14 protein-coding genes are annotated in these 24,316 nt (G+C 59.5%); 11 read left to right on the plus strand and 3 right to left on the minus strand.

The features are described 5' to 3' along the window. The first annotated feature begins 15 nt into the window (after positions 1-15). The 4 genes from RZV17_RS02165 to RZV17_RS02180 all read left to right on the plus strand — a co-directional run bounded on the left by RZV17_RS02165 (position 16) and on the right by RZV17_RS02180 (position 3,795). Positions 16-201 carry a DUF2934 domain-containing protein gene (locus RZV17_RS02165; protein WP_047695471.1) on the plus strand — a complete coding sequence of 62 codons (186 nt, stop codon included), beginning with the start codon at positions 16-18 and terminating at the stop codon, positions 199-201. A gap of 109 nt (positions 202-310) precedes the next feature. Further along, positions 311-2,473 carry a glycogen debranching protein GlgX gene (glgX, locus tag RZV17_RS02170; RefSeq protein ID WP_047695470.1) on the plus strand — a complete coding sequence of 721 codons (2,163 nt, stop codon included), beginning with the start codon at positions 311-313 and terminating at the stop codon, positions 2,471-2,473. A gap of 16 nt (positions 2,474-2,489) precedes the next feature. Continuing rightward, positions 2,490-3,122 carry an NAD(P)H-binding protein gene (locus RZV17_RS02175; RefSeq protein ID WP_355606864.1) on the plus strand — a complete coding sequence of 211 codons (633 nt, stop codon included), beginning with the start codon at positions 2,490-2,492 and terminating at the stop codon, positions 3,120-3,122. Positions 3,123-3,303: 181 nt separating this feature from the next. Beyond that, on the plus strand, positions 3,304-3,795 hold the full coding sequence (locus tag RZV17_RS02180; protein WP_139015227.1) for a hypothetical protein: 492 nt from the start codon (positions 3,304-3,306) through the stop codon (positions 3,793-3,795). Here the strand turns inward: RZV17_RS02180 and RZV17_RS02185 are convergent. After that, a complete protein-coding gene (locus RZV17_RS02185; protein ID WP_047695469.1) occupies positions 3,792-4,838 on the minus strand; it encodes a cytochrome-c peroxidase in 1,047 nt (348 codons plus the stop codon). The two genes, RZV17_RS02180 and RZV17_RS02185, sit on opposite strands and share 4 nt — an antisense overlap. A gap of 91 nt (positions 4,839-4,929) precedes the next feature. Here RZV17_RS02185 and RZV17_RS02190 point away from each other — a divergent pair, with 91 nt between their 5' ends. The 4 genes from RZV17_RS02190 to RZV17_RS02205 all read left to right on the plus strand — a co-directional run bounded on the left by RZV17_RS02190 (position 4,930) and on the right by RZV17_RS02205 (position 18,111). Beyond that, entirely contained in the window at positions 4,930-10,614 is a 5,685-nt protein-coding gene (locus tag RZV17_RS02190) for an IPT/TIG domain-containing protein (RefSeq protein ID WP_355606869.1), read from the plus strand. Between the two features lie 29 nt (positions 10,615-10,643). After that, positions 10,644-15,956 carry an RHS repeat-associated core domain-containing protein gene (locus RZV17_RS02195; protein WP_355606872.1) on the plus strand — a complete coding sequence of 1,771 codons (5,313 nt, stop codon included), beginning with the start codon at positions 10,644-10,646 and terminating at the stop codon, positions 15,954-15,956. A gap of 757 nt (positions 15,957-16,713) precedes the next feature. Continuing rightward, on the plus strand, positions 16,714-17,826 hold the full coding sequence (locus tag RZV17_RS02200; protein WP_355606875.1) for an RHS repeat-associated core domain-containing protein: 1,113 nt from the start codon (positions 16,714-16,716) through the stop codon (positions 17,824-17,826). A 63-nt stretch (positions 17,827-17,889) separates the two neighbouring features. Further along, positions 17,890-18,111, plus strand: a complete 222-nt coding sequence (locus tag RZV17_RS02205) for a hypothetical protein (RefSeq protein ID WP_355606877.1) — start codon at positions 17,890-17,892, stop codon at positions 18,109-18,111. Positions 18,112-18,362: 251 nt separating this feature from the next. On the opposite strand, the gene RZV17_RS02210 is transcribed toward RZV17_RS02205, so the two are convergent. Continuing rightward, the gene (locus tag RZV17_RS02210; protein WP_355606880.1) at positions 18,363-19,121 is read right to left on the minus strand and encodes an SDR family NAD(P)-dependent oxidoreductase; all 759 of its coding nucleotides are present in this window, start codon (positions 19,119-19,121) and stop codon (positions 18,363-18,365) included. Positions 19,122-19,494: 373 nt separating this feature from the next. Between RZV17_RS02210 and RZV17_RS02215 the strand changes: the two genes are divergently transcribed. Together RZV17_RS02215 and RZV17_RS02220 are read left to right on the plus strand one after the other, a co-directional pair. Beyond that, positions 19,495-20,904, plus strand: a complete 1,410-nt coding sequence (locus RZV17_RS02215; protein ID WP_166751749.1) for an FAD/NAD(P)-binding protein — start codon at positions 19,495-19,497, stop codon at positions 20,902-20,904. Positions 20,905-21,359: 455 nt separating this feature from the next. Beyond that, positions 21,360-21,791: a VirK family protein gene (locus RZV17_RS02220; protein WP_179453500.1), complete on the plus strand. Its 432-nt coding sequence runs from the start codon at positions 21,360-21,362 to the stop codon at positions 21,789-21,791. Positions 21,792-22,134: 343 nt separating this feature from the next. Here the strand turns inward: RZV17_RS02220 and RZV17_RS02225 are convergent, their stop codons facing one another. After that, a complete protein-coding gene (locus tag RZV17_RS02225) occupies positions 22,135-23,601 on the minus strand; it encodes an efflux transporter outer membrane subunit (protein ID WP_355606884.1) in 1,467 nt (488 codons plus the stop codon). Positions 23,602-23,689: 88 nt separating this feature from the next. Here RZV17_RS02225 and RZV17_RS02230 point away from each other — a divergent pair, with 88 nt between their 5' ends. After that, on the plus strand, positions 23,690-24,307 hold the full coding sequence (locus RZV17_RS02230) for a TetR/AcrR family transcriptional regulator (RefSeq protein ID WP_355606887.1): 618 nt from the start codon (positions 23,690-23,692) through the stop codon (positions 24,305-24,307). Positions 24,308-24,316: the final 9 nt, after the last annotated feature.

Here is a 24,316-nt window from a genome sequence, read left to right on the forward strand (position 1 = left end):
AGAGAAACGTACGCAATGAACGACATGGAACGGCAGGCGCGGCTTCGCCAGTTGGCACAGGAGATCTGGGAGGCGGAAGGCCGTCCCGATGGGCATGCGGACCGCCACTGGGCCATGGCCGAGCGGCTGGTGGATGCCGAAGAACGCGCCGCCGAGCAGGCCGCCGAGTCTGCGGCCACGCCCATCGCTGCACGCCAGTAACGTGGTCCCGGGCACCTTGCACGGGCGCCGTATGGCGCGCCGTGCGGGTGGACCCGCCGGCACCCGCAATCGCACACCGTCTTGAGTTCACCGTTCTAAGGAGTCACCGATGGCCACTCGCAAGTTCACCCAGCGCTCGCGTATCCGCGAAGGCCGTCCCAACCCGCTCGGCGCCACCTGGGATGGCCTGGGTGTCAATTTCGCGCTGTATTCGCGCAATGCCACTCGCGTGGAGCTGTGCCTGTTCGACGAGCGTGGCCGCGAGCAGGAGCGTATCGCACTGCCCGAATACACCGACGAGGTCTGGCACGGCTACCTGCCCGACGCCCGCCCCGGGCAGTTGTACGGCTACCGTGTGCACGGCCCTTATGCCCCCGACGCGGGGCATCGCTTCAACCACAACAAATTGCTGCTGGACCCCTACGCCAAGCAGATCGTCGGCGAACTCAAATGGGCGCCGCATCTGTTCGGTTACACCATCGGCCACCGCGACAAGGACCTGAGCTTCGATCGCCGTGACAGCGCGGCATTCATGCCCAAATCCGCGGTGATCGACCCGGCGTTCACCTGGGGCCAGGACCGCCCGCCGCAGACACCCTGGAACCGCACGGTAATCTATGAAGCGCACGTGCGCGGCCTGAGCATGCTGCATCCAGCGGTGCCGCTGGACGAACGCGGTACCTTCTCGGCCTTGAAGACCGACGAGCTCATCGACCACATCAGCTCACTCGGTGTGACCGCGGTGGAACTGCTGCCGGTGCACGCCTTCGTCGACGATCAATACCTGCTGGAAAAAGGCCTGCGCAACTACTGGGGCTACAACACGCTGGGCTTCTTTGCGCCGCAGGCACGTTACATGTCCACGCGTACCGTGGCCGAGTTCAAGCAGATGGTGGCGCGCCTACATCATGCCGGGCTGGAGGTGCTGCTGGACGTGGTCTACAACCACACCGCCGAGGGCAACGAGCTGGGGCCCACGCTCTCGTTCAAGGGCATCGACAATGCCAGCTATTACCGCCTGGCCGACGATCGCCGCTTCTACATCAACGACACCGGCACCGGTAACACCTTCGACCTGACCAATGTCGGCGCGCTGCGCATGGTGATGGATTCGCTGCGGTACTGGGTGCAGGAAATGCACGTGGACGGCTTCCGCTTCGACCTGGCCAGCATCCTCGGCCGCGAACGCTATGGTTTCGATCCCTCCGGCAGCTTCCTGGACGCGGTGCGCCAGGACCCGGTGCTGAGCCAGACCAAGTTGATCGCCGAGCCGTGGGATATCGGCCCGGGCGGATATCAGGTGGGCAATTTTCCGCCCGGCTGGGTGGAATGGAACGACAAATTCCGCGACAACGTGCGTGCGTTCTGGCGCGGCGACGGCGGCCAGCTGGCCGAGCTGGCCACGCGCCTCACCGGCTCTGCAGACCTGTTCAACCACAGCGGCCGCCGCCCGACCGCCTCGGTCAACTTCGTCACCGCGCACGACGGCTTCACCCTGCGCGATCTGGTGAGCTACGAAGGCAAGCACAACATGGCCAACGGCGAGGACGGCCGTGACGGCAGCGACCACAACATCTCCGCCAACTACGGCGTGGAAGGCGACACCAACGACCCGGCGATCAAGCAGCTGCGCCGGCAGCAGATGCGCAACCTGCTGGCCACCTTGCTGCTGTCGCAAGGCACGCCGATGCTGCTGGCCGGCGATGAGTTCGGGCACAGCCAGAACGGCAACAACAATGCGTATTGCCAGGACAACGAGTTGACCTGGATCGACTGGACCGCCGCCACCAAGGCCGCAGCGGCCGATCAGGCCGCCTTCGTGCGCCGCCTGATCCGCATCCGTCAGCGTTACCCGCTGCTGCATCGCGCACGCTTTTTCGACGGCAAATTCGACGAAGCGCTGGGTCTGAAGGATCTCACCTGGCTGGCGCCCAACGGTACCGAGATGGACGAAGCCGCCTGGCACGATCCCGAGGCACGCGCGCTGATGCTGCGCCTGGACGGTCGCTCGCCGACCACCGGCCTGCGCGAGATCGCCGCCAACGTGACCTTGCTGATGTTGATCAATGCCGCCTCCACCAGCGTGGCGTTCACCCTGCCATCGATGCACGACGAGCATTGGCGCGTGCTGGTGGACACCGCGCGCCACGGCGGCCGCGTGGTGGCCGGTGGCAGCGAATGGAAGGCGCCGGCGCACTCGCTGACACTGCTGGCGGTGGAACGCGACCGCATCATCAGCAGTGCGCGCATCGTTTCCGAAGGTGCGCGCTGATGGCGAGGACGGCCTGATGGATGTCTTGTTGGCAGGGGCGACCGGCCTGGTCGGCAAACAGGTGTTGCAGCAATTGCTGGCCGACGCGCGCTGCACGGGCGTGGTGGCGATCACGCGGCGGCCGCTCACGCAGATTCACCCCAAGCTGCGCAATCAGGTGATCGACTTCGAACGGCTCGATCACTGGACGGCACCGCGCATGGAAGCGGCCATCTGCGCCCTGGGCAGCACCATGAAACAAGCCGGCTCGCGCGAGGCGTTCTACCGCATCGACCACGATTACCCGATGGCCATCGCGCGCGCAGCCTGTGCGCAAGGCACCTCGGTCTTCGTGCTGAACTCGGCGGCCGGCGCCAATGCGCAATCGCGCATCTTCTACAGCCGCGTCAAGGGCGAACTGGAACGCGATCTGCGCGACATCGGCTTTCCCTCGCTGACTTTCGTGCGCCCCGGCCTGATCGGCGGCGAACGCGAGGAGCGCCGTACCGGCGAACATTTCGGCAGCCTGGTGCTGGGCGCGCTCGGCCCGATCCTGCCGCGCCGCTTCCGGATCAATCCGGCCGAAAGGATTGCTGCGGCGATGGTGGCTGCAGCGCTGGCCCCGGCGCGTGGCGAGCATTGTGTTGAGGCGGCGGAGTTGGTGGGTTAGCGCTAGGCGTCTGCCTAGATAAGGCTAACGCTAAGAGGACAATAGTCTCGCCAGACTCGTAGTCCTAGCAAATCTCAACTAGTCCGTTTGGAAAAATCGGGTGCTTTGCTGAGATGCAGCGGAGCCCTGGTTCCTGATAACCTTGCGTTGTCCGCGACAGGTTCGCCAAAAGGAAACGGCTATGGATTTATTGATGAAAGGGACTTTGGTTTTGTTGGTTGGCGCATTGTGCAGTTGCACCGCGCCTGCAGGCAGCGGTGAAAAAGAGCCGCAAGCGTCAACAGCGCCTTTAGCAGCTGCGAGTTCAGCAAAAATTCGAGAGATCCTGGTGGTGACCAAGGGAAGTGGGGCCACACTCCAGAACCGGTCCGAGCCAGTGGGTCCTGACTCACCGATTTCAGTCACAGTGTCAGTCACCCATTCTGGGTCCGACGTGCCATCTATTTCACTTCGGTTGATCGATCTAAAGAATGGTCAGGTGCTAGGTGAGAAGGTTCAACCGCTGGCCGCTAATAGTGATTCGGTGCACTTCGAGTTCAAGCCTGCTCAGCCTTGGTCGGAGGGTCGCCATTTGTTGGAAGCGCGGCTTGGTAAAACTGGAAAAGTAGTTCAGCGCGAGTTTGACGTAGTGCAGAGCCAACCTGCTGCTGCCGAAGTCGACGCTAAATCTTAATGGGCGTCGTTTGATAGGTCTTCCAGTGCATGCAGGAATGCGTGTAAATCCTGTTGTTCTTCCGCAGTTAGCGAGATGGGTGTGCCACGCGCAAGACTGCGGTAATAGATCTCGCGCTGGATGGCCTCTTCAAGGTTGCGTACGCTGCCATCGTGCATATAGGGTGGCGTGCGGGTGACATTGCGTAGCGTTGGTGTTCGGTAGGCCGCGAGATCGCTGCCTTGGCCGCTGATTGCAAATCGTCCCAAGGCGGCCATTTCCGGGTCTGACAACACCAGCTCGGCGACCGGGACACCCTGCTCGCGCTTGGTTCTAAAGGACTCAATGGTGTTGCCTACCTGCCCAGCCATCCGATCCATTCCGACGTTGGAATGATGAAATCGGTTGTCCGTGAAAGCGGCCGGTGTGCCGTTCAAAGTGTGGCATGAAGAACACTCGGCTTTCCCACGGAACACATTCAGGCCGCGGCGCTCTGCCGTCGTCATTGCAGGAGTGTTTCCCGCGACAAAAGCGTCATATCGGCTGCGACCAGTGGTCACAGAAGTCAGGTAGGCCAAGATGGCACTGGAGATGCGTTCCTGATTGATATGTTCGTCGCCGAACGCGGCTTTAAACCGTGCTCGGTAGTCCAGTCGCTGTGACACCACCTTGATCACCACACTCATACCCGGTTGAGCCATTTCGGCCTGATTGGTGAAGGCCGCCACCGCTGCTTGGTCCAGTCGCTCCTCTCGACCATCCCAGAAAAAGTGAGTGAAGTAAGGAAGGTCCAGCAAGCTCGGTACGTTCCGGGTACCGGTGCGCGTGCCATAGACAGTGGGAACCGCGACGTCTTGGGCAAACGCTTTGCTGGGGTCATGGCATGAGCTACAGGCCAGGGTCCGATCTGCACTGAGAGTTGTGTCTCGGAACAAAGTCTCACCCAAGTCTGCCTTGGCTTGATGAGCTTTCCCTTGGTCCAGATTCAATCCGGCCAGCCACCTTGCCCCTAGCAAGAGCAGGACGATGGCCAGGAAGATAGAGATGGGGACCTTTCGCGACATTTTTCTTGCTTTCAAAGATTGAACAGAGTATGAATATCAACCATAAAAATCTAGACCCGGGCTAACTGCCCGATGGACCAAAGGAAGCCTCATGGATGGGCGATTGACCTCGCATTGCGAGCAAGCAACGGACGTGCGTCAGTCTAAGAGGGCTTCACTTGGCTTCTGGCGCGCAGGCAAAGTATTCCTGCTAGCGCTATTGATGCTTTTGTCCATGGTGTCTTCAGCCACCAACTATGTCTATGACAGCAGCGGCAAATTGGTTGCGGTCAGTGACGATGTGGGGTCAAGTGCTCGATACATCTACGACAGCATAGGCAATCTACTTTCCGTAGATCGATTCCCTGCAGGTCAGTTGGCAATCTTCACCTTCAGTCCGGGACGTGGCGCTCCAGGCACGACCGTCAAGATCAAGGGTCAGGGCTTCAGTACGACTGCCACACAAAATGCGGTTAAGTTCAATGGTGTTGTCGCCACGACGGTAGCTGCGACCGTCAACGAGATAACCGCCACTGTTCCTGCTGGCGCTACCACGGGGCCCATTTCAGTGGCGGTCGGCACGGGCGTAGCCACAAGTCCGGTAAATTTCGTCGTTGATGCCGCTGCGGCAGTTCCGACGATCACATCCGTTGCTCCTACTTTGGTGGCAGTTGGCGAGCAGGTTGCGATTGCGGGTAAACAGTTGTTGCCTGTGATAGGGCAAACCTCGACGTTGCTCAACGGACGGGCGGTCGCTACATCAAGTTCGTCTAACACGCAGATCGTTTTCCCAGTTCCGGCCAAGGTCGGCAGCGGCAAGGTAACGATTATTACGCCCTACGGTTCGGCCACCAGCAGTCAGGACGTGGTAGTGGCCCCCACAGGTGTTGAAATCGCAAATATCGAGTCTGTGAAGCGGCTAACGCTCAATGCTGCCGCGCAGACCTTGGCAGTCAACGCAACTGGGAAGGCAGTTGCTGTGCTGTATGACGCCGCTGTGGGAGATTTTCCAAGTCTGCAGTTCAGTAGCCTTGGGGCAGTGACCATCGACTACACTGCGTATGGTCCAGCAAACGCTAGCATCGCTTCTGGCTCGGTTTCTGCGACAAGTCCCACTGTCCATTTGCCTAGAGTTTCGGTTGGCGGAACTTATTTGCTGCTATTACGTCCGGTCAGCGCGCCTGCCACTTGGAAGCTGGCTTTGGAAAAAGCGCCTCTGCTATCTACTAATGGTGCTCAGTTGTCGCAGGCGTTGTCTGCCACCGCACAAAGTAAGCGAATTTTGTTTACCACGACGGCAGGTCAAAACCTTGGTTTGGGATTTAGTGATCTGGTCGCACCTAATGCTTCATACATGTATCTGCAGGTCTACAAACCTGATGGTAGCTATGCTGCCTATCAGTATTGCTATGTGAGCGGCAATGGCTGCCAGACGAACTTGGTTGACACAGTAGCCGGCACCTATAGCGTGATCGTCGATGCGCCTTATAACGGCGACCGGACGATGAGTTTCAAGAGCACGTTGTCGACGGATGTAACCGGGACATTGGTAGCGGACAAGGTGCAGACGTTGACCTTGGGTCGTCGCGGTCAGAACGGACGCTTGAGCTTTGCGGGTACAGCAGGTCAGACGGTGGCATTGCAGGTGGCGGGCCAGACGACGGTGCCGGCGGACCGCCTGACGTACTACACCGTGTATAGACCTGATGGAGCGGTGCTGAACTCGATGACTGCCGGATCCAATGGGACCTCAGCGAATACGCTGAATCTGCCCAACCTGCCGACAACGGGAACCTATACGGTCTATGTCGATCCCAACCAGGGCGAGACGCTTAGCACGCAGTTGACGTTGGCAACAGGGGTGACTGGCGGACAGGTGGCCAATGGTGCCAGTGGCAGCTTTGCCACCAATATTCCTCAGCAGAGCGTGTATTTGACCTTTACCGCCACGGCCGGACAGAACCTGGGTTTGGGGCTTAGTGACTTGGTGACACCTAACGCAACAGGCTATGCGTACTTGACGGTCAACAAACCTGACGGCACCACACTGGGCGGTCAGTACTGCTACGCAAGCAACAATGGGTGCCAGACCAATTTGATCAACCTAGAGTCGGGTACTTACAGCGTGGTGATTACGCCGCCGTACGACGGCGACCGGACGATGAGTTTCAAGAGCACGTTGTCGACGGATGTAACCGGGACATTGGTAGCGGACAAGGTGCAGACGTTGACCTTGGGTCGTCGCGGTCAGAACGGACGCTTGAGCTTTGCGGGTACAGCAGGTCAGACGGTGGCATTGCAGGTGGCGGGCCAGACGACGGTGCCGGCGGACCGCCTGACGTACTACACCGTGTATAGACCTGATGGAGCGGTGCTGAACTCGATGACTGCCGGATCCAATGGGACCTCAGCGAATACGCTGAATCTGCCCAACCTGCCGACAACGGGAACCTATACGGTCTATGTCGATCCCAACCAGGGCGAGACGCTTAGCACGCAGTTGACGTTGGCAACAGGGGTGACTGGCGGACAGGTGGCCAATGGTGCCAGTGGCAGCTTTGCCACCAATATTCCTCAGCAGAGCGTGTATTTGACCTTTACCGCCACGGCCGGACAGAACCTGGGTTTGGGGCTTAGTGACTTGGTGACACCTAACGCAACAGGCTATGCGTACTTGACGGTCAACAAACCTGACGGCACCACACTGGGCGGTCAGTACTGCTACGCAAGCAACAATGGGTGCCAGACCAATTTGATCAACCTAGAGTCGGGTACTTACAGCGTGGTGATTACGCCGCCGTACGACGGCGACCGGACGATGAGTTTCAAGAGCACGTTGTCGACGGATGTAACCGGGACATTGGTAGCGGACAAGGTGCAGACGTTGACCTTGGGTCGTCGCGGTCAGAACGGACGCTTGAGCTTTGCGGGTACAGCAGGTCAGACGGTGGCATTGCAGGTGGCGGGCCAGACGACGGTGCCGGCGGACCGCCTGACGTACTACACCGTGTATAGACCTGATGGAGCGGTGCTGAACTCGATGACTGCCGGATCCAATGGGACCTCAGCGAATACGCTGAATCTGCCCAACCTGCCGACAACGGGAACCTATACGGTCTATGTCGATCCCAACCAGGGCGAGACGCTTAGCACGCAGTTGACGTTGGCAACAGGGGTGACTGGCGGACAGGTGGCCAATGGTGCCAGTGGCAGCTTTGCCACCAATATTCCTCAGCAGAGCGTGTATTTGACCTTTACCGCCACGGCCGGACAGAACCTGGGTTTGGGGCTTAGTGACTTGGTGACACCTAACGCAACAGGCTATGCGTACTTGACGGTCAACAAACCTGACGGCACCACACTGGGCGGTCAGTACTGCTACGCAAGCAACAATGGGTGCCAGACCAATTTGATCAACCTAGAGTCGGGTACTTACAGCGTGGTGATTACGCCGCCGTACGACGGCGACCGGACGATGAGTTTCAAGAGCACGTTGTCGACGGATGTAACCGGGACATTGGTAGCGGACAAGGTGCAGACGTTGACCTTGGGTCGTCGCGGTCAGAACGGACGCTTGAGCTTTGCGGGTACAGCAGGTCAGACGGTGGCATTGCAGGTGGCGGGCCAGACGACGGTGCCGGCGGACCGCCTGACGTACTACACCGTGTATAGACCTGATGGAGCGGTGCTGAACTCGATGACTGCCGGATCCAATGGGACCTCAGCGAATACGCTGAATCTGCCCAACCTGCCGACAACGGGAACCTATACGGTCTATGTCGATCCCAACCAGGGCGAGACGCTTAGCACGCAGTTGACGTTGGCAACAGGGGTGACTGGCGGACAGGTGGCCAATGGTGCCAGTGGCAGCTTTGCCACCAATATTCCTCAGCAGAGCGTGTATTTGACCTTTACCGCCACGGCCGGACAGAACCTGGGTTTGGGGCTTAGTGACTTGGTGACACCTAACGCAACAGGCTATGCGTACTTGACGGTCAACAAACCTGACGGCACCACACTGGGCGGTCAGTACTGCTACGCAAGCAACAATGGGTGCCAGACCAATTTGATCAACCTAGAGTCGGGTACTTACAGCGTGGTGATTACGCCGCCGTACGACGGCGACCGGACGATGAGTTTCAAGAGCACGTTGTCGACGGATGTAACCGGGACATTGGTAGCGGACAAGGTGCAGACGTTGACCTTGGGTCGTCGCGGTCAGAACGGACGCTTGAGCTTTGCGGGTACAGCGGGTCAGACGGTGGCATTGCAGGTGGCGGGCCAGACGACGGTGCCGGCGGACCGCCTGACGTACTACACCGTGTATAGACCTGATGGAGCGGTGCTGAACTCGATGACTGCCGGATCCAATGGGACCTCAGCGAATACGCTGAATCTGCCCAACCTGCCGACAACGGGAACCTATACGGTCTATGTCGATCCCAACCAGGGCGAGACGCTTAGCACGCAGTTGACGTTGGCAACAGGGGTGACTGGCGGACAGGTGGCCAATGGTGCCAGTGGCAGCTTTGCCACCAATATTCCTCAGCAGAGCGTGTATTTGACCTTTACCGCCACGGCCGGACAGAACCTGGGTTTGGGGCTTAGTGACTTGGTGACACCTAACGCAACAGGCTATGCGTACTTGACGGTCAACAAACCTGACGGCACCACACTGGGCGGTCAGTACTGCTACGCAAGCAACAATGGGTGCCAGACCAATTTGATCAACCTAGAGTCGGGTACTTACAGCGTGGTGATTACGCCGCCGTACGACGGCGACCGGACGATGAGTTTCAAGAGCACGTTGTCGACGGATGTAACCGGGACATTGGTAGCGGACAAGGTGCAGACGTTGACCTTGGGTCGTCGCGGTCAGAACGGACGCTTGAGCTTTGCGGGTACAGCGGGTCAGACGGTGGCATTGCAGGTGGCGGGCCAGACGACGGTGCCGGCGGACCGCCTGACGTACTACACCGTGTATAGACCTGATGGAGCGGTGCTGAACTCGATGACTGCCGGATCCAATGGGACCTCAGCGAATACGCTGAATCTGCCCAACCTGCCGACAACGGGAACCTATACGGTCTATGTCGATCCCAACCAGGGCGAGACGCTTAGCACGCAGTTGACGTTGGCAACAGGGGTGACTGGCGGACAGGTGGCCAATGGTGCCAGTGGCAGCTTTGCCACCAATATTCCTCAGCAGAGCGTGTATTTGACCTTTACCGCCACGGCCGGACAGAACCTGGGTTTGGGGCTTAGTGACTTGGTGACACCTAACGCAACAGGCTATGCGTACTTGACGGTCAACAAACCTGACGGCACCACACTGGGCGGTCAGTACTGCTACGCAAGCAACAATGGGTGCCAGACCAATTTGATCAACCTAGAGTCGGGTACTTACAGCGTGGTGATTACGCCGCCGTACGACGGCGACCGGACGATGAGTTTCAAGAGCACGTTGTCGACGGATGTAACCGGGACATTGGTAGCGGACAAGGTGCAGACGTTGACCTTGGGTCGTCGCGGTCAGAACGGACGCTTGAGCTTTGCGGGTACAGCAGGTCAGACGGTGGCATTGCAGGTGGCGGGCCAGACGACGGTGCCGGCGGACCGCCTGACGTATTACACGGTGTATAAGCCAGACGGAACGGCGTTGAATTCTGCTGCCCCGACCTCGGCTACGACGTTGAATCTGCCGAACTTGCCGATGACAGGGACCTATACGGTATTTGTGGACCCGTACTACGGCGAGACGCTGAGTGCGCAGCTGACGCTCACCTCTTCGAAATGACTGTACTACGCGATTCCAAGGATGCCGAAATGGAAGCTGGCAACAAGACACTGAAGCATTGGCTCTGGAGCACCAGCCTGGGCATGCTTGCTGCTTTATCGAGCACTGGCTCGGCCAGTTGGGCTCAGTCACCGAACTTGGCGGGCACTCCCGCGACAAGCGCGAATGCATCTGCGACAGGCTATGCATCAGTGGCTCAACGGATTTCGCTTGGCGACGACCAGGCGCTACGTCTGGAAGCGTCTGGTACCTCCATAGTCTTGATGAAACAGGCCAAGCAACAGCGAGTTCGCTCCTGGACGCTTCCTGAGCAACGCATAGGCGCCAGTCTGACACGTCTAGCCGATGGACAAGTGCTGATCTGGGGCGGTGCAAGCGCACGAGGCGCACTGCGTGCAGGCGGATATTTGATCGATCCCGAGCAAGATAGGTTGCAGCCCATTGCACTGGCAGGTGTGAGTCCACGTGCGCAACATAGCGCGACGGTGTTGACAGATGGTCAGCTGCTGCTGGCGGGCGGTCTAGGGAGTTCCGGTCAAGCTCAACTCTGGAATCCCCAGACCCAGCATGTGGTGACCTTCGCCATGCCTGCCAGGACTGGCCAGGTCGCTACCCTGCAGGCCGATGGCCAGGTACGCCTGTCTGGAGGGATGGGAGCAAGTGCCGGTGCACGTACCGATCTGTTGTTCGACCCGGTGACTCAGACGTTTGTTACAGCTAACCCTCACTGGGCAGCATCGGCGGATACCGCGCTGGCTGCATCGCTTCCAGCGACAGGGGAGACCCAAGCCTACCCCGACACTCGTATCGCACTGCGTTTTACGCGACCGGTGCGAGGCGCGGATGTCAAGGACACGACAGTGTCGGTGATGGGTCCAGGGGGATTGGTGGACACGCGCGTATCAGTAGCGGAAGGCGGCCGGCTCGTTTTCATCCAGCCCAGGACCACACTCTTTCCGGACACCAGCTACACGGTGATGGCGCAGGGACTGCACGGTCTGGATGGCAAAGGTGTGCCGCTATCTGTTGTCGAGTTCAAGACCCGTGCGCTTGAAGTTACTGTCGATGCGAAAACCGCGACCACCAAGGACATAGGCAACGCAGGTGCAGACATCCCGAAGAATCCGGCGTTGATGGGATGCGGCACTGACCATCCATCACCCTGCAAGCAGTCGTCCTCGTTGACTGAAGGCGCCTGGCAGCCGGGCCAGGACAGTACCGATTCGCGTTGGCGTGTCCAGGGTGCGCAACCTGAAGCGTTGCCGGTTAGTGCTCTTGAAGTCGCTGCCATGGCCCGTGGGCTAACCAGCGTCAGCGGTCAAGTGCTGCTGGTCAATGGTCGGCCTCTTGCAGGCGTGGAGATCAGCAGCGGATTGAGCAAGGCACGCACAGACCCAACGGGACGATTTGTGCTCACGGGTATCGCAACAGGGCGGCAAGAGCTCTATGTCGATGGCACGTCAGCCAATATTGCCGGGCGGGAGTACGGCCAATTCGTCGTTGGTGTGGATCTCAAGGCCGGTGAGCTCACCCGTTTGCCTTACACCATGTACGTGCCGCAGATCAGTGCACGCGATAAAACAAACATTGCCTCACCATTGAAGCGGGACGTGGTGGTCACCCATCCTGACATCCCTGGTCTGCAGATCCATATCCCGGCCGGTACCGTGATTCGCGATCGCAAGGGTAATTTGGTCAATGAGTTGGCGATCGTTCCCACGCCCGTTAATCGTGCTCCGTTTCCGGTACCCGCCAACTATCCGATGTACTTCACGCTTGAGCCAGGCGGCGCGCTGATCCAGGGCTTAACGCCGCAAGCCGCACAAGGCGTCAAAGTGCTGTACCCCAATTACGATAAGTTGCCGACAGGTACGCGAGCCAATTTCTGGATCTACGAGCCAGCTGAGGGGTGGCGGGTTTACGGCAAGGGGCGAGTTACCTCCGATGGCACACGTATCGCGCCAGAGGCCGGGGTAGGCCTGTATCAGGCCATGGGGGCGAGTTACAGCGTAGATACCAATAACCCGCCTCCGGAGCCTGACAAGCCACCAGTCAGCGACGGATGTAATTGCGATGCCGGGGGCGCGGGCGCCACGGCAGGTGATCCGATCGATCTTTATACGGGAGAATTTTCCTATGAGGAGACCGATGCTGTGGTTGGAGGTCTCTCCCCTATCGCGATTACCCGCTTCTACCGACCGCGCGAAATCATAAAGCGCGACTTTGGCATCGGCACCGCTGCGGGTTTCCGTCACACCTTGTATTCGCCGACCGGCGATTACAATCAGCTACACCTGGTGCTGCCAAGTGGTGCGCCGATAATTTTCAGCCGGACATCGGGCAGTGGACTAACAGGTCAATGGTCGCAGTCCGGCTCTCTTTCAGAGTATGCGGGTTCTACTATCACGCAGGGTACTCCATCAGGGCACGGTTACCTGCTCGCCTTGCGCGATGGCAGCAAGATGTATTTCAACCAGTACTCTCCAAATCAGCTCGAATGGACGACCGATCGGTTTGGTAACCGGGTCGACTATGTTTACGATGCCGGACTGGTCTCACGCATCGTGTCGGCGAATGGTCGTTATCTAGCGATCACCTACGACAGCAGTAATCGGATCAGCAGCGTCAAGGACCCATTGGGAAGTAGCTGGTCCTATGCATATAACTCTGACGGGTATCTCAGTAAGGTCACGCGGCCCGACGAGACTACACGTAGCTTCACCTATAAGGTGCGTGAAAAAACGTTGATGATTCCAGCCCAGGTGCGTTTGCAAGGAATCTTTGATGGCAAGAATCAGCGCGTGTTATGGAATGAGTTCGAAGACGACATCGGACTCGGATCATGGACCGGCCGTGTAGTCAAGCAGACGCAGGCAGACGGCGGGGTATTGACCATCGACTACGCCCATGTGGAAGGAAATACGCTCGGTAGATTGATCACCAAGCCTGACGGCAGCAAGCGCCGTGTGACATTTGATCCAGCTACCCTTTATCCGAAAACCGACACTGCTGCCTATGGCACGAACCTCGCTCAGACCATTACGTACGAGCGCGGTGCCGGCGGGCAGATCACGGCCCAAATCGATCCACTCGGGCGGCTTACCGAATATTCATACGATGGTAGTGGTCGTAAGACGCAGATCAAAGTGATGGCAGGGACCACAGAGGCGCGCACGACGACCTTGGCTTATAACGCCGATGGGGATCTTGCATCGATTAACGACCCGCTCAACCACAAGACCAGTTTTGGTTACACCGCCCGTTGTCTGACATCGGTGACCAACCCACTGGGCAAAGTTACCAAAGCAACCTGCAACGCCGCAGGGCAGCGACTCACATTGACCGATGCGCTGAATCACACCACCAACTTTATTTGGACTGGGGAAGACCTGACTCAGATCAGCGATGCACTCGGTCGCAATGTGCACTTCCGGTATGACGTGCTGGGCCGGATGATTGCCGCTCAGGACGTGCAGGGCAATCTTTCGCGAATGGAGTACGACGGACTGGGTCGGGCAGTGAAATCCATCGATCCGTTAGGCAATACTGTGCAAACCGGGTTCGACGCCAACGGTAACGTGGCCGCAATCTTGTTGCCGCATGGCAACGGCGTGACATATACCTACGACCAACGCGATCGTCGCGTAACACGTACAGACGCACTAGGCCAGGTGGAGCGCTGGACCTACGACAAGATGGATCGAGTAAAAACCTACACGGACCGGCGCAAGCGGGTCACGACCTATGCGTATGACACCTTGGGTCGGCCGACCACGACCACCTTCCCCAGCATGGGCGGCACGCTGATCGCCAGCTACGACGCGGGTAACCGCATGGTGGCGCTGGCGGACAGTTTGTCCGGGACCTTGGGCTGGGACTATGACAATTTCGATCAGGTCGTTGCGGCCAACACTTCGCAAGGGACAATCACGTACGGCTATGACGCGGCGGGGCGTCGCACGAAGATGCAGGCCGCCACGCAGGCAGAGGTTGTATACAGTTACGACAATGCCGACCGCCTGAAGGACATCACCCAAGGCGCCGAAAAAGTGATCTTCGCCTACGACAACGCCAATCGCCTCACTACCCAGACCCTGCCCAACCAGGTGCAGACGGTCTATACCTACAACAACGCCGATCAGGTCACCGGCATGGCCTGGGGCAAGGCCGGGCAGCCAGCGTTAGGTAGCCTGGGTTACGGCTACAACACGGTCGGTCAATTGGTGGCCCAAACTGGCACCCATGCGCCGCAGACCCTTCCGGCCGCCAGCAGTGGTAATAGCTTTGATGATAACAACCGGCAGACCGCAGCGAATAACGTTGCGCTGAGCTACGACGACAGCGGCAACCTGCTCTCGGACGGTAGTCGCACCTACGTCTGGGACGACCGCGATCGGCTGAGCCAGATCCAGCAAGGCGGCACGACGATTGCCAGCTTCAGCTATGACGCGCTAGGGCGGCGTACGGCCAAGACCGAAGGTGGTACGAGCACGCAGTACTTGTACGACGGTCTGGATACGGTGCAGGAGACACAAGGCACCACCGTCAACCCGATCCTGACCGGACTCGGCATCGACCAGCGCTATGCACGCAACGACACGGGCGGCAGGACGTACTTCCTGACCGACCAGCTGGGCAGCACGCGCTTGCTGACCAATGCAGCGGGTAGCGCGGTGCAGCGATATGACTATGATCCGTATGGCACGACCACTCAGAGCACCACGGCTTACACAAACCCTTATCAGTACACTGGGCGGGAAAAGGACTCAAGCGGCCTGTATTATTACCGGGCGAGATACTATCGGCCGCAATGGGGGCGGTTTATTAGTGAGGATCCAATAAGGCTTGCTGGTGGAATAAATTCATATGGGTATGTTGATGGTAATCCTGTCAATAGTATTGACCCGCTCGGATTGATGGGAAGTAAAGGCGTTAAGCCAGGGCGAAGGCTCACTCCCTGCGAGATCGATACACTGTCACAGTATCTACCAAAAGACGCTCTTGTCGACGCTCGTGTTCACGAAGGTCTTCCTTGGTTTGTGGTTGATGGTTTTAATGGAATTACGATTGGGTCTAATATTTATCTTCAGAATGATCGTCCCAACACGGCTAGTGGTATTGCAACACTTGGACATGAGGTGACGCATTCGGTTCAGCAAGGGGTATATGGAACCACTTTTATCTCTGTTTACGTCTTGCAGAGTCTTAGTGGGTTAATCCAAACCGGTAATCGTGGAGATGCTCATGACTCAATTGGTTTCGAGAAGCAGGGGATTAATGCAGAGCAGGAGATATTGGCTGATATTGCTGGACAAGGAGGGCCTTCATGCGGCTGCCCATGATAACTTTTAGGTTGTTATTCTCTTTAATTATGTTATCAAGTATTTCTTGCGTTGAAAATAATGGAGATAGGGCTATATATAGAAGTGTTTCGAACTTGCCCACTAATGAAATAATGAAAAGAATTTGTTCGTATCCTTCTGTGAAACGTGTGGATCTCTATTTGTATGGAGTTGAGAACTTCAGGCCCAGCGATTATGCATTGCTGCCCACTGAGTGTTTCGATGATCAAGTGGGGCGAGAACTAGAGGAGCGCCTGAGTAATTCTTCAAGCGGCACTAGGACGTTTGCGATTATTTACGCCCTCTATGAGGGGAGGAGGAGAGGTTTTTCCATTGATCGTAAGACAAGCTACGTCAAGGAATGTTTAAAATTTTTTCAAGAAAAATCGCCATGTGATCGCTTGGCAGATCAAATAGATAAAAATACGGTTGAGTCACATGGGAATCTCTGAGTTGCACATAAGGATAATTATCAAGACTTTATCTGCCACTGGGCGGCGTAAGTATTTGTAATTGTTAATTCGGTTATGGTCTGTATGAATATTGGGATAACTCCGATTGATTGAAAGGCATCACCCAGTTGATGAGCTAGCGTTCGCCTATGACAATGCCACACAGCTCACCATGCAAACCCCGCCTAACCAAATGCAAACGTCTACATCTACAACAACGCCGACGAGGTCACCGGCATGGCCTGGGCAAGGCCGGGCAAGCGGCATTGGGAAGCCTGGGCTATGGCTACAAGACGGTGGGCCAATTGGTCACCCAGACCGGCACCCATGCACCACAGACGCTTCCGGCTGCCAGCAGCGGCAACACCTTCGACGATAACAATCGGCAGACTGCCGCCAATAACGTAGCGCTGAGCTATGACGAGAGCGTCAACCTACTGTCGGACGGTAGCCGCAGCTACGTGTGGGATGATCGTGACAGTCTTAGCCAGATCCAACAAGGCGGTACGACGATTGCCAGCTTCAGCTACGACGCGTTGGGCCGGCGTATTGCAAAAACTGAAGCCGGCACAAGCACCCAATACCTGTACGACGGTCTGGACACTGTGCAGGAGACACAAGGCACCACCGTAAACCCTATCCTGACGGGGCTTGGCATCGACCAGCGCTATGCACGCAACGACACGGGTGGCAGGACGTACTTCCTGACCGACCAGCTGGGCAGCACGCGCTTGCTGACGAATGCGGCGGGTAGTGCAGTACAGCGGTATGATTATGATCCGTATGGCACGACCACGCAGAGCAGCACGGCGTATACGAATCCGTATCAGTACACAGGGCGGGAGAAAGACCTAAACGGGCTTTACTACTACCGAGCCAGGTACTACCGGCCGCAGTGGGGGCGGTTTGTTAGTGAAGATCCGATTGGGTTGGCTGGCGGAATTAACTATTATGCTTATGTAGGTGGAGTTCCGTTGCAATATGTAGATCCCGATGGACTTCAGCGCTCATCACCCTCAAGATTCAATATTCCTGGAGGCGGTAATTCGCAGCAGCGTAGACAATGGAATCGCCAGCAATACAATAATGTAAATAACAACAGCTTCAGTAATCCAATAAACGACAGGGGCATTGCTCCTGAGGAGATCGCCAGTAAGGAAAATGTGGCTTCACTTTTATCGGGGAATGATTATACGCAGTATTGCGCTGAGGCGATCTGCAGGAAGGATAATAGTCAGTGCACTGCTGGCGATATTAATAACAATTGGATTCCATCTCATCCCACAGTTGCTCAAGTGCAAGCCATGGGTTGTAGCTGTTCGGCTCCTTATTATTCTGGGGCTCCTCCTCTGCAGGATCCATCCGCTGGCTATGGGGATGTTCTTCAGCTGATAACCGACTTTCTTAAAAGGCGGTAATTTGTTTGTTAAGATATTTGGATCTTTAGTTGGATTTTTTTCTCAACTTATGGGGTTCTGGTAATGCTGGGCTGGCTGATCGGAATTGGTCCTTGCCGAATTAGTTGTTCTTTCGACAGGTCAATTCTGATGCTTTTTGGTCAGGAGTATTACAATGCAATATATGGGTTTCTATGGCTTTTTTCAGGCTGCATTTTGATATTGTTTGTCTTTTTGAAAGACAAATGGATTGGTGGGAAATCCAAAGGCGGAAAAGATCGTCGTAACAAGCGCCATGCTCGTTGAGATTTTTGTATTAATGCGCTAAGGTGAATTGAGCTTAAAAGTGGACGGGTGGTCTGGTACGTTATCTTGCTAGCTTCTCGAAATAAATTTGATAAATTGATGCAGGCTGCGCTAAATGGCCTAGGCTATGGCTATAAAAAATTTGTGATAATTGGTCTGACAGTCACGTTCCCTAACTTAAGCCTAGCTCGCGCTTGTGCGTTGCATACGTCGTTGTCCATTAGCTCTCGTATTTTCAACGGGTCACCAGCTCACACGCCCAACGACTGCCCGCCATCGACCGCCAGCACCTGCCCGGTGATCCAGCGCGCCTGCGGCGAGGCAAGAAACAACGCGGCATCGGCAATGTCTTGCACCTGCCCGAAGCCACCGAACGGAATGCTGTCGCGGATGCGTGCATACAACGCCGGTTCCTCGCGACGGCGCTTGTCCCACAAGCCATCCGGAAATTCGATCGAGCCCGGTGCGATGGCATTGACGCGGATGCGCTCGCGGGCGAGTTCTGCGGCCAGCGTGGTGGTGTAGTAATTGAGCGCGGCCTTGGCGGTGGAATAGGCGATGGCACGTGGGGTGGGGCGTTGTGCGTTGATCGAGCTGATGTTGAGGATCACTGCTGCATCGCTGCTGCGCAAAAACGGCAACGCGGCGCGATTGCAGCGCACCGCGGCCATCAGGTCGACATCCAGTCCGGCCTGCCAACTCGCATCGTCGTTGCCATGCCCGTAGCCGGAGGCGTTGTTGATCACCACGTCCAGGCCGCCCAGTGCCTGCGCGGCGGCCTGCACATAGGCATCGATCTGGGTGGCGTCGGCCAGGTCGCAGGGCAGTGTGTGCACCGGCGCGCCATGCGCCGCCAGTGCGCTCGCAGCCTGTGCAAGGCCGGCGGCATTGCGTGCGCAGATCGAGACCTGCGCGCCGTGACGCACGAACGCCTCGGCGATCGCCAGGCCGATGCCACGGCTGCCGCCAGCGATCAGCACACGTTGCGGGCGAACAGCGGGAGTGGACATGACGGGCGCTCGGATCGGAAAGCTGCATTATCAGACAGCCGGGCGACACGGTCGCCTTATGCACGGTCAGCCAGCCACGCCCAACGACGCCCGTCCGTCCTTGAACTGCACCAGCAAGTTCGCCACAACAGACGCGGCTGACGTTGCGCAGCGCCGCAGCAAACAGCCGCATGCAGCCGCTGCCGACACCACCGCGAGCAGTGGCGGCCGCTGTCATATCGCTGCCATGTGCGACAGCCGTTGCCTGCACCACAAGCCTCATCACCGCTGGCGATGTGCTCATGCCGTTTCGGCCGCGCGCCGCTAACCAAACGTTTACACACCGGCGCCGCGCTGCGGGCACAACGTGCGGGTCATTCAGTGGGAGTTGCACATGGAAACCCATATCACCGTCATCGGGGCCGGCTTCTGCGGCACCGCGCTGGTCCGTGCACTGGCGCAGACGGCCGATGCGCAGGTACGCATCACCCTGGTGGGCGTGGCCGAGACCTTCGGCAGCGGCATCGCCTATGGCGCGGCGCGGCCGGAGCACCTGCTCAACGTGCGCGCCAAGGATCTGGGCATCGATGCACAGGCGCCCGGCGCCTTTGCCGACACCTTGCATCTGGGCGAGAGCGGGCGGCTGGAGTTCCTGCCGCGCCTTGCCTACGGCGACTACCTGCGCAGCGAGCTGGATGCGGCGGTGAGCGGCGCGCAGGCCTCGGTCATGCGGCTGTCGCACGAGGCGGTGGCGGTGGAGCGCGTGCGCAAGGGCTTTCGCGTCTTCCTTGCCAACGGCGATGCCTTCCACAGCGACCGCGTGGTGCTGGCGGTGGGCGCGTTGCAGCCGCAGGCGCTGGCGGGTATCGGCCCGCGCCTGAGCGTGCACCCGCGCTACATCGGCTGGCCGTGGCAGGGCGATGCATTGTCGCGGCTGGCGCCCGACGACGACGTGCTGATCGTGGGTACCGGGCTGACCATGGTGGATGTGGCCCTGACCCTGCATACGCGCGGACACCGCGGGCGCATGTTGGCGATTTCGCGGCGTGGGCTGGCACCGCAGGCGCATCTGCGCCAGCCCGGCGCAGCGCTGGAGTTGCCGCCGCATCTGCAACGTGCGCTCAAGGATGCCGACCTGCGTGGCCTGCTGCGCGGGGTGCGCCAGCTGAGTGCGGTGGTCGACGACTGGCGTCGCGTGGTGGATGCCTTGCGCCCGCATCTGCAACCGCTGTGGCAGCGGCTGGACCTTGCCCAGCGTGCGCGCTTCCTGCGGCATCTGCGCCCGTATTGGGAAGTGGCGCGGCATCGGGTGGCGCCGGGCGCGGCCGAACAGTTGGCGCAGCTGCAGGCATCCGGACAGCTGCAGGTGGTGGCAGCGCGGCTGCTGCGCGCACGTTGGGTGCCGGACGGGGTGGAAGCGGTGATCCGCCCGCGCGGCGCTGCCGATGCACAGACGGGCCATTACGACGCGGTGATTCGCGCCACGGGTCTGGATACCGATATCGACCGCACCAGCGACCCGTTGATCGCCGGCATGCGCGAAGCGGGCCTGTTGCGTGCCGATCCGTTGGGTCTTGGGGTGGACACCGATGCGCAGCTGCGGGTGCGCGATGGCGCCGGGCAGATCGTGCCGGGGCTGTATTGCGTGGGGCCGCTGCTGCGTGGGCGTTACTGGGAAATCACCGCCGTCCCCGAATTGCGTGTGGCCACGCGCGCGCTCGCCGAGCGCTTGTTGCTGGGGGCAACACCGGCGTTACAGCCGGAACCGGAACAGGTGCCGCGCGAGGTCAATGCGCGGTTGTAAGGGCGTGCCGGGCCTTCTTCCCTCGGGTCGGCAGCCATGACAAACCATGGTGAGTACGCGTCGGGTGGTGCGGACGGCGCGCCGACGCCCGGCAGCGCTGCGCCTGGCAGCAGCGCTCCCGCAGGCTTTGCGTGGGGTGTATCCGCGGCCCGTGTCGATCCGGGGATGCAGCAGTGATCACCCGCGTGTCCGGCATGTTCTTGCCGATCCGCCGGGGCACAACGCCGTCAGTGACGCCGCGCCGCGGCATGCTCGCGTGGGGAGAAGTCAGAACAGCCTCTGCGCAGGAAGGCATAACCAAACTGTGCGCCGTGCCCGCGCGTTGTCGCGCAGCGCAAACATGCCGCGCAATGCGTAGCGCGGCGGGCGGCGGCGGGCGCGCCTGGCGCATGGTGTCCGCCCTGGGCTGACCAACGTCCAGGGCGCTTGATTCCCTCCTCTGCCTGGAGTTCGCTATGTCCCGCCTTATCCCCGCTGTGGTTGCCGCTGTACTGTGCGCCAGTGCATTACCTGCATTGGCCAGCGAATCGCTGAAGACGCAAGCCGACGTCATTGCCGCATTGGAATCCGGTTACGACGTCAGCCTGACCACCGATCTCGGTCGCTGCATACCCGAGCAAGGCACGCCGATCAGCAAGACCCGCGGTGGCCGCCATATCGATGCCTATCGCATCACCGACGATGGCACCGCGGCATTTTCGGGGTCGCATTTCACCGTGGCCAACGACGGCAAGCCGATCCAGCAGTTCATGCGCTATCAACTGCGCCCGGATGGCAGCGTGCGCTTCACCACCTATATGTACGACTTGCCGGCGCTGCAGCAGCGCGGACCGATGCTGGCGTATCAATGCGCGATCAATGAGGGCATTCGGTTTCATGCCGATTGATTGCGGTCAACGCGTAACGCGCTACGTGCGTTGGATGCTCGGAGTTGTGCATCGCAGTTGCACGCGTCGATGTTGTACGTTCGGACTTGCGATGTTGTAGCGAGACTTGGCATGGCGACGCTCGTGGGGTAATGAAAAGGTGCGCAAGCAATCCAGGCTTCGCACGTACCCTCATCCGCCCCTGCGGGGCACCTTCTCCTCCATGAAGGAGGACAATGTCCCGGCGGGAGAAGGGATGTCTTTTCACTGCGCCGCGCAGTGCGCGCAGCCGGAGCCCCTCTCCTGCGGGAGAGGGGTTGGGGTGAGGGTGCGGGGCGAAGCCGCACGCGCTCTGCCGCTATTGCTACTGCCGCTGCACCGCAACCGCCTCATTGCCTCCGGTCTGCCAGCCACCACCCAATGCCCTGAACGTCGCCACCGCACTGCGCGCAGCTTCGGTGCGTGCCTGCACCTGCGCATCGGACGCGCGCAGCAGGCTGTCGTCGGCGTTGAGCACTTCGATCAGGCTGACGGTGCCTTTTTCGTAGGCCAGCGCCGAGGCGCCACGCGCCTTGCCCAACGCCTCCACGCCCTGCGTCAGCACGCTGGCCTGCTGCTCGCGTTTGACCAGCGCGGTGAAGGCGTTTTCCACATCTTCGGTGGCGCGCAGGACAGCCAGGCGGTACGCAGCCAGCTGCTCGGCTTCCTGGCCCTTGGCCTGCGCGATCTGCGCGTTGATGCGGCCGAAATCGAACAGCCGCCAACGCAGCCCCAGCACGCCGGACGACTGTGCGGCGTCGCCGGTGAACAGATTGCCGCCGGAGATGGCGGTGGCACTGCCAAGCAGGCCGCTCAGCGAGAACTTGGGGTAGTACTCGGCCATCGCCACGCCGATGCGCGCATTGGCCGCGGCCAGCCGGCGCTCGGCCACGATCAGGTCGGGACGGCGGCGCAGCAGGTCGGCCGGCGTGCCGCTGTCGGCGATCTGCGGCGCAGCCGGGATGGGTTTGCTGGCCGCCAGCTCCGCGCGGTGGGTGCCGGGCGCCACGCCCAGCATCACATCCAGCGCGTTCATGGCCGCCACCAGCCCGGCCTCCAGCCCGGGCACCGTGGCCTGCGCCTGGGCCAGTGCGCCCTGGGCCTGCTGCAGTTGCAGTTCGGCCGCCAGGCCCTTGCCGTGCAGCAGCGTCACCATCGACACCAGGCCCTGCTGGGTGGCGACCTGGCGTTGGGCCACGTCCAGCCGCGCCTGCAGGCCGCGGATGCTGATGTAGATGTCGGCGGTCTGCGCGGCGACCGCCAGGCGCGTGGCTGCCGCGCCGGCGTCGGTGGCCTGGTAGTCGGCCAGCGCGGCCTGGCGCCCGCGGCGCAGGCCGCCAAACAGATCCAGCTCCCAGCTGGCGCCCAGATTGGCCTCGTAGATACTCGCGTAGCGATCGAAGTTGGGAAGGCTGTTCAGCACCTGGCCCTGCGGCGTCTCCAGCGACTGGTAGGCGCGCGTCGCGCTGCCGTTGATGTTGCCGGAAGGCAGCAGCGCGGCGGTGGCGGCGGTCAGCCCGGCACGGGCCTGGGTCACCCGCGCGGTGGCCTGCGCCAGGTCCAGGTTCTGCGCCAGTGCGGCGGTGACGTAGCGGCTCAGGTCCGGGTCGTTGAAGCCGACCCACCAGCTGTCCAGATCGGCCTGTGCGCTGGCCTGGCGTTCAGCCACGGCGGCCTGACCGAGATAGTGCTCGGGCAGGGGAGCATCCGGACGAGCATAGTTGGGGCCCACCGCACAGCCTGCGGCGAGGCTGGCGGCGATAAGCGCTGCAAGGGTGCGGAGTGACGGCATGACGAGACCAGAGTGACGGGACGGTGAGTGACTGTAATACGAAATGGTCACTTTTGTAAGTCGGGGACGACGGCGCTAAGCTGTCGAAATGAACAAAGCATCCAGTTACCCAGTTTCCGGCCGGGGCCCGGTCGATCACGACGTGCGCGACCAGATCGTCGTCGCCGCCACCGACCACTTCAGCCGCTATGGCTATGAAAAGACCTCTGTCTCGGACCTGGCCAAGGCGATCGGGTTCTCCAAGGCCTACATCTACAAATTCTTCGAGTCCAAGCAGGCCATCGGCGAGTCGATCTGCTCCAATTGTCTGCGTGAGATCGAGTCTGAAGTCTGCGCAGCGATACACGGTACCGAACAGCCAGCCGAACAAATTCGTCGTCTTTTCAAGGTAATTACCGCAGCGAGTCTTAGGCTATGCAGCGATGACCGTAAGCTCTATGAAATTGCTGCATCGGCGGCAACCGAGCGCTGGAAATCGGTGATTGCTTACGAAGTTCGTATACAAAATTTGGTACGTGAAGTCTTGGAGCGGGGCCGGCAAAGCGGCGATTTTGAGAGGAAGACTCCTTTGGACGAAGCTACCCGAGCCATTTACGCGGTGCTGCGCCCTTACATGAACCCTGCTCTCCTGCAATACAGGATGGGAGAGGTCGAAGAGATGCCGATGCTGCTGTCGGGTCTGGTGCTACGCAGCCTGTCACCATAAATTGCGTTG

Origin of the sequence: Xanthomonas cannabis, from assembly GCF_040616535.1 — a bacterium.
Lineage (GTDB): Bacteria > Pseudomonadota > Gammaproteobacteria > Xanthomonadales > Xanthomonadaceae > Xanthomonas > Xanthomonas cannabis.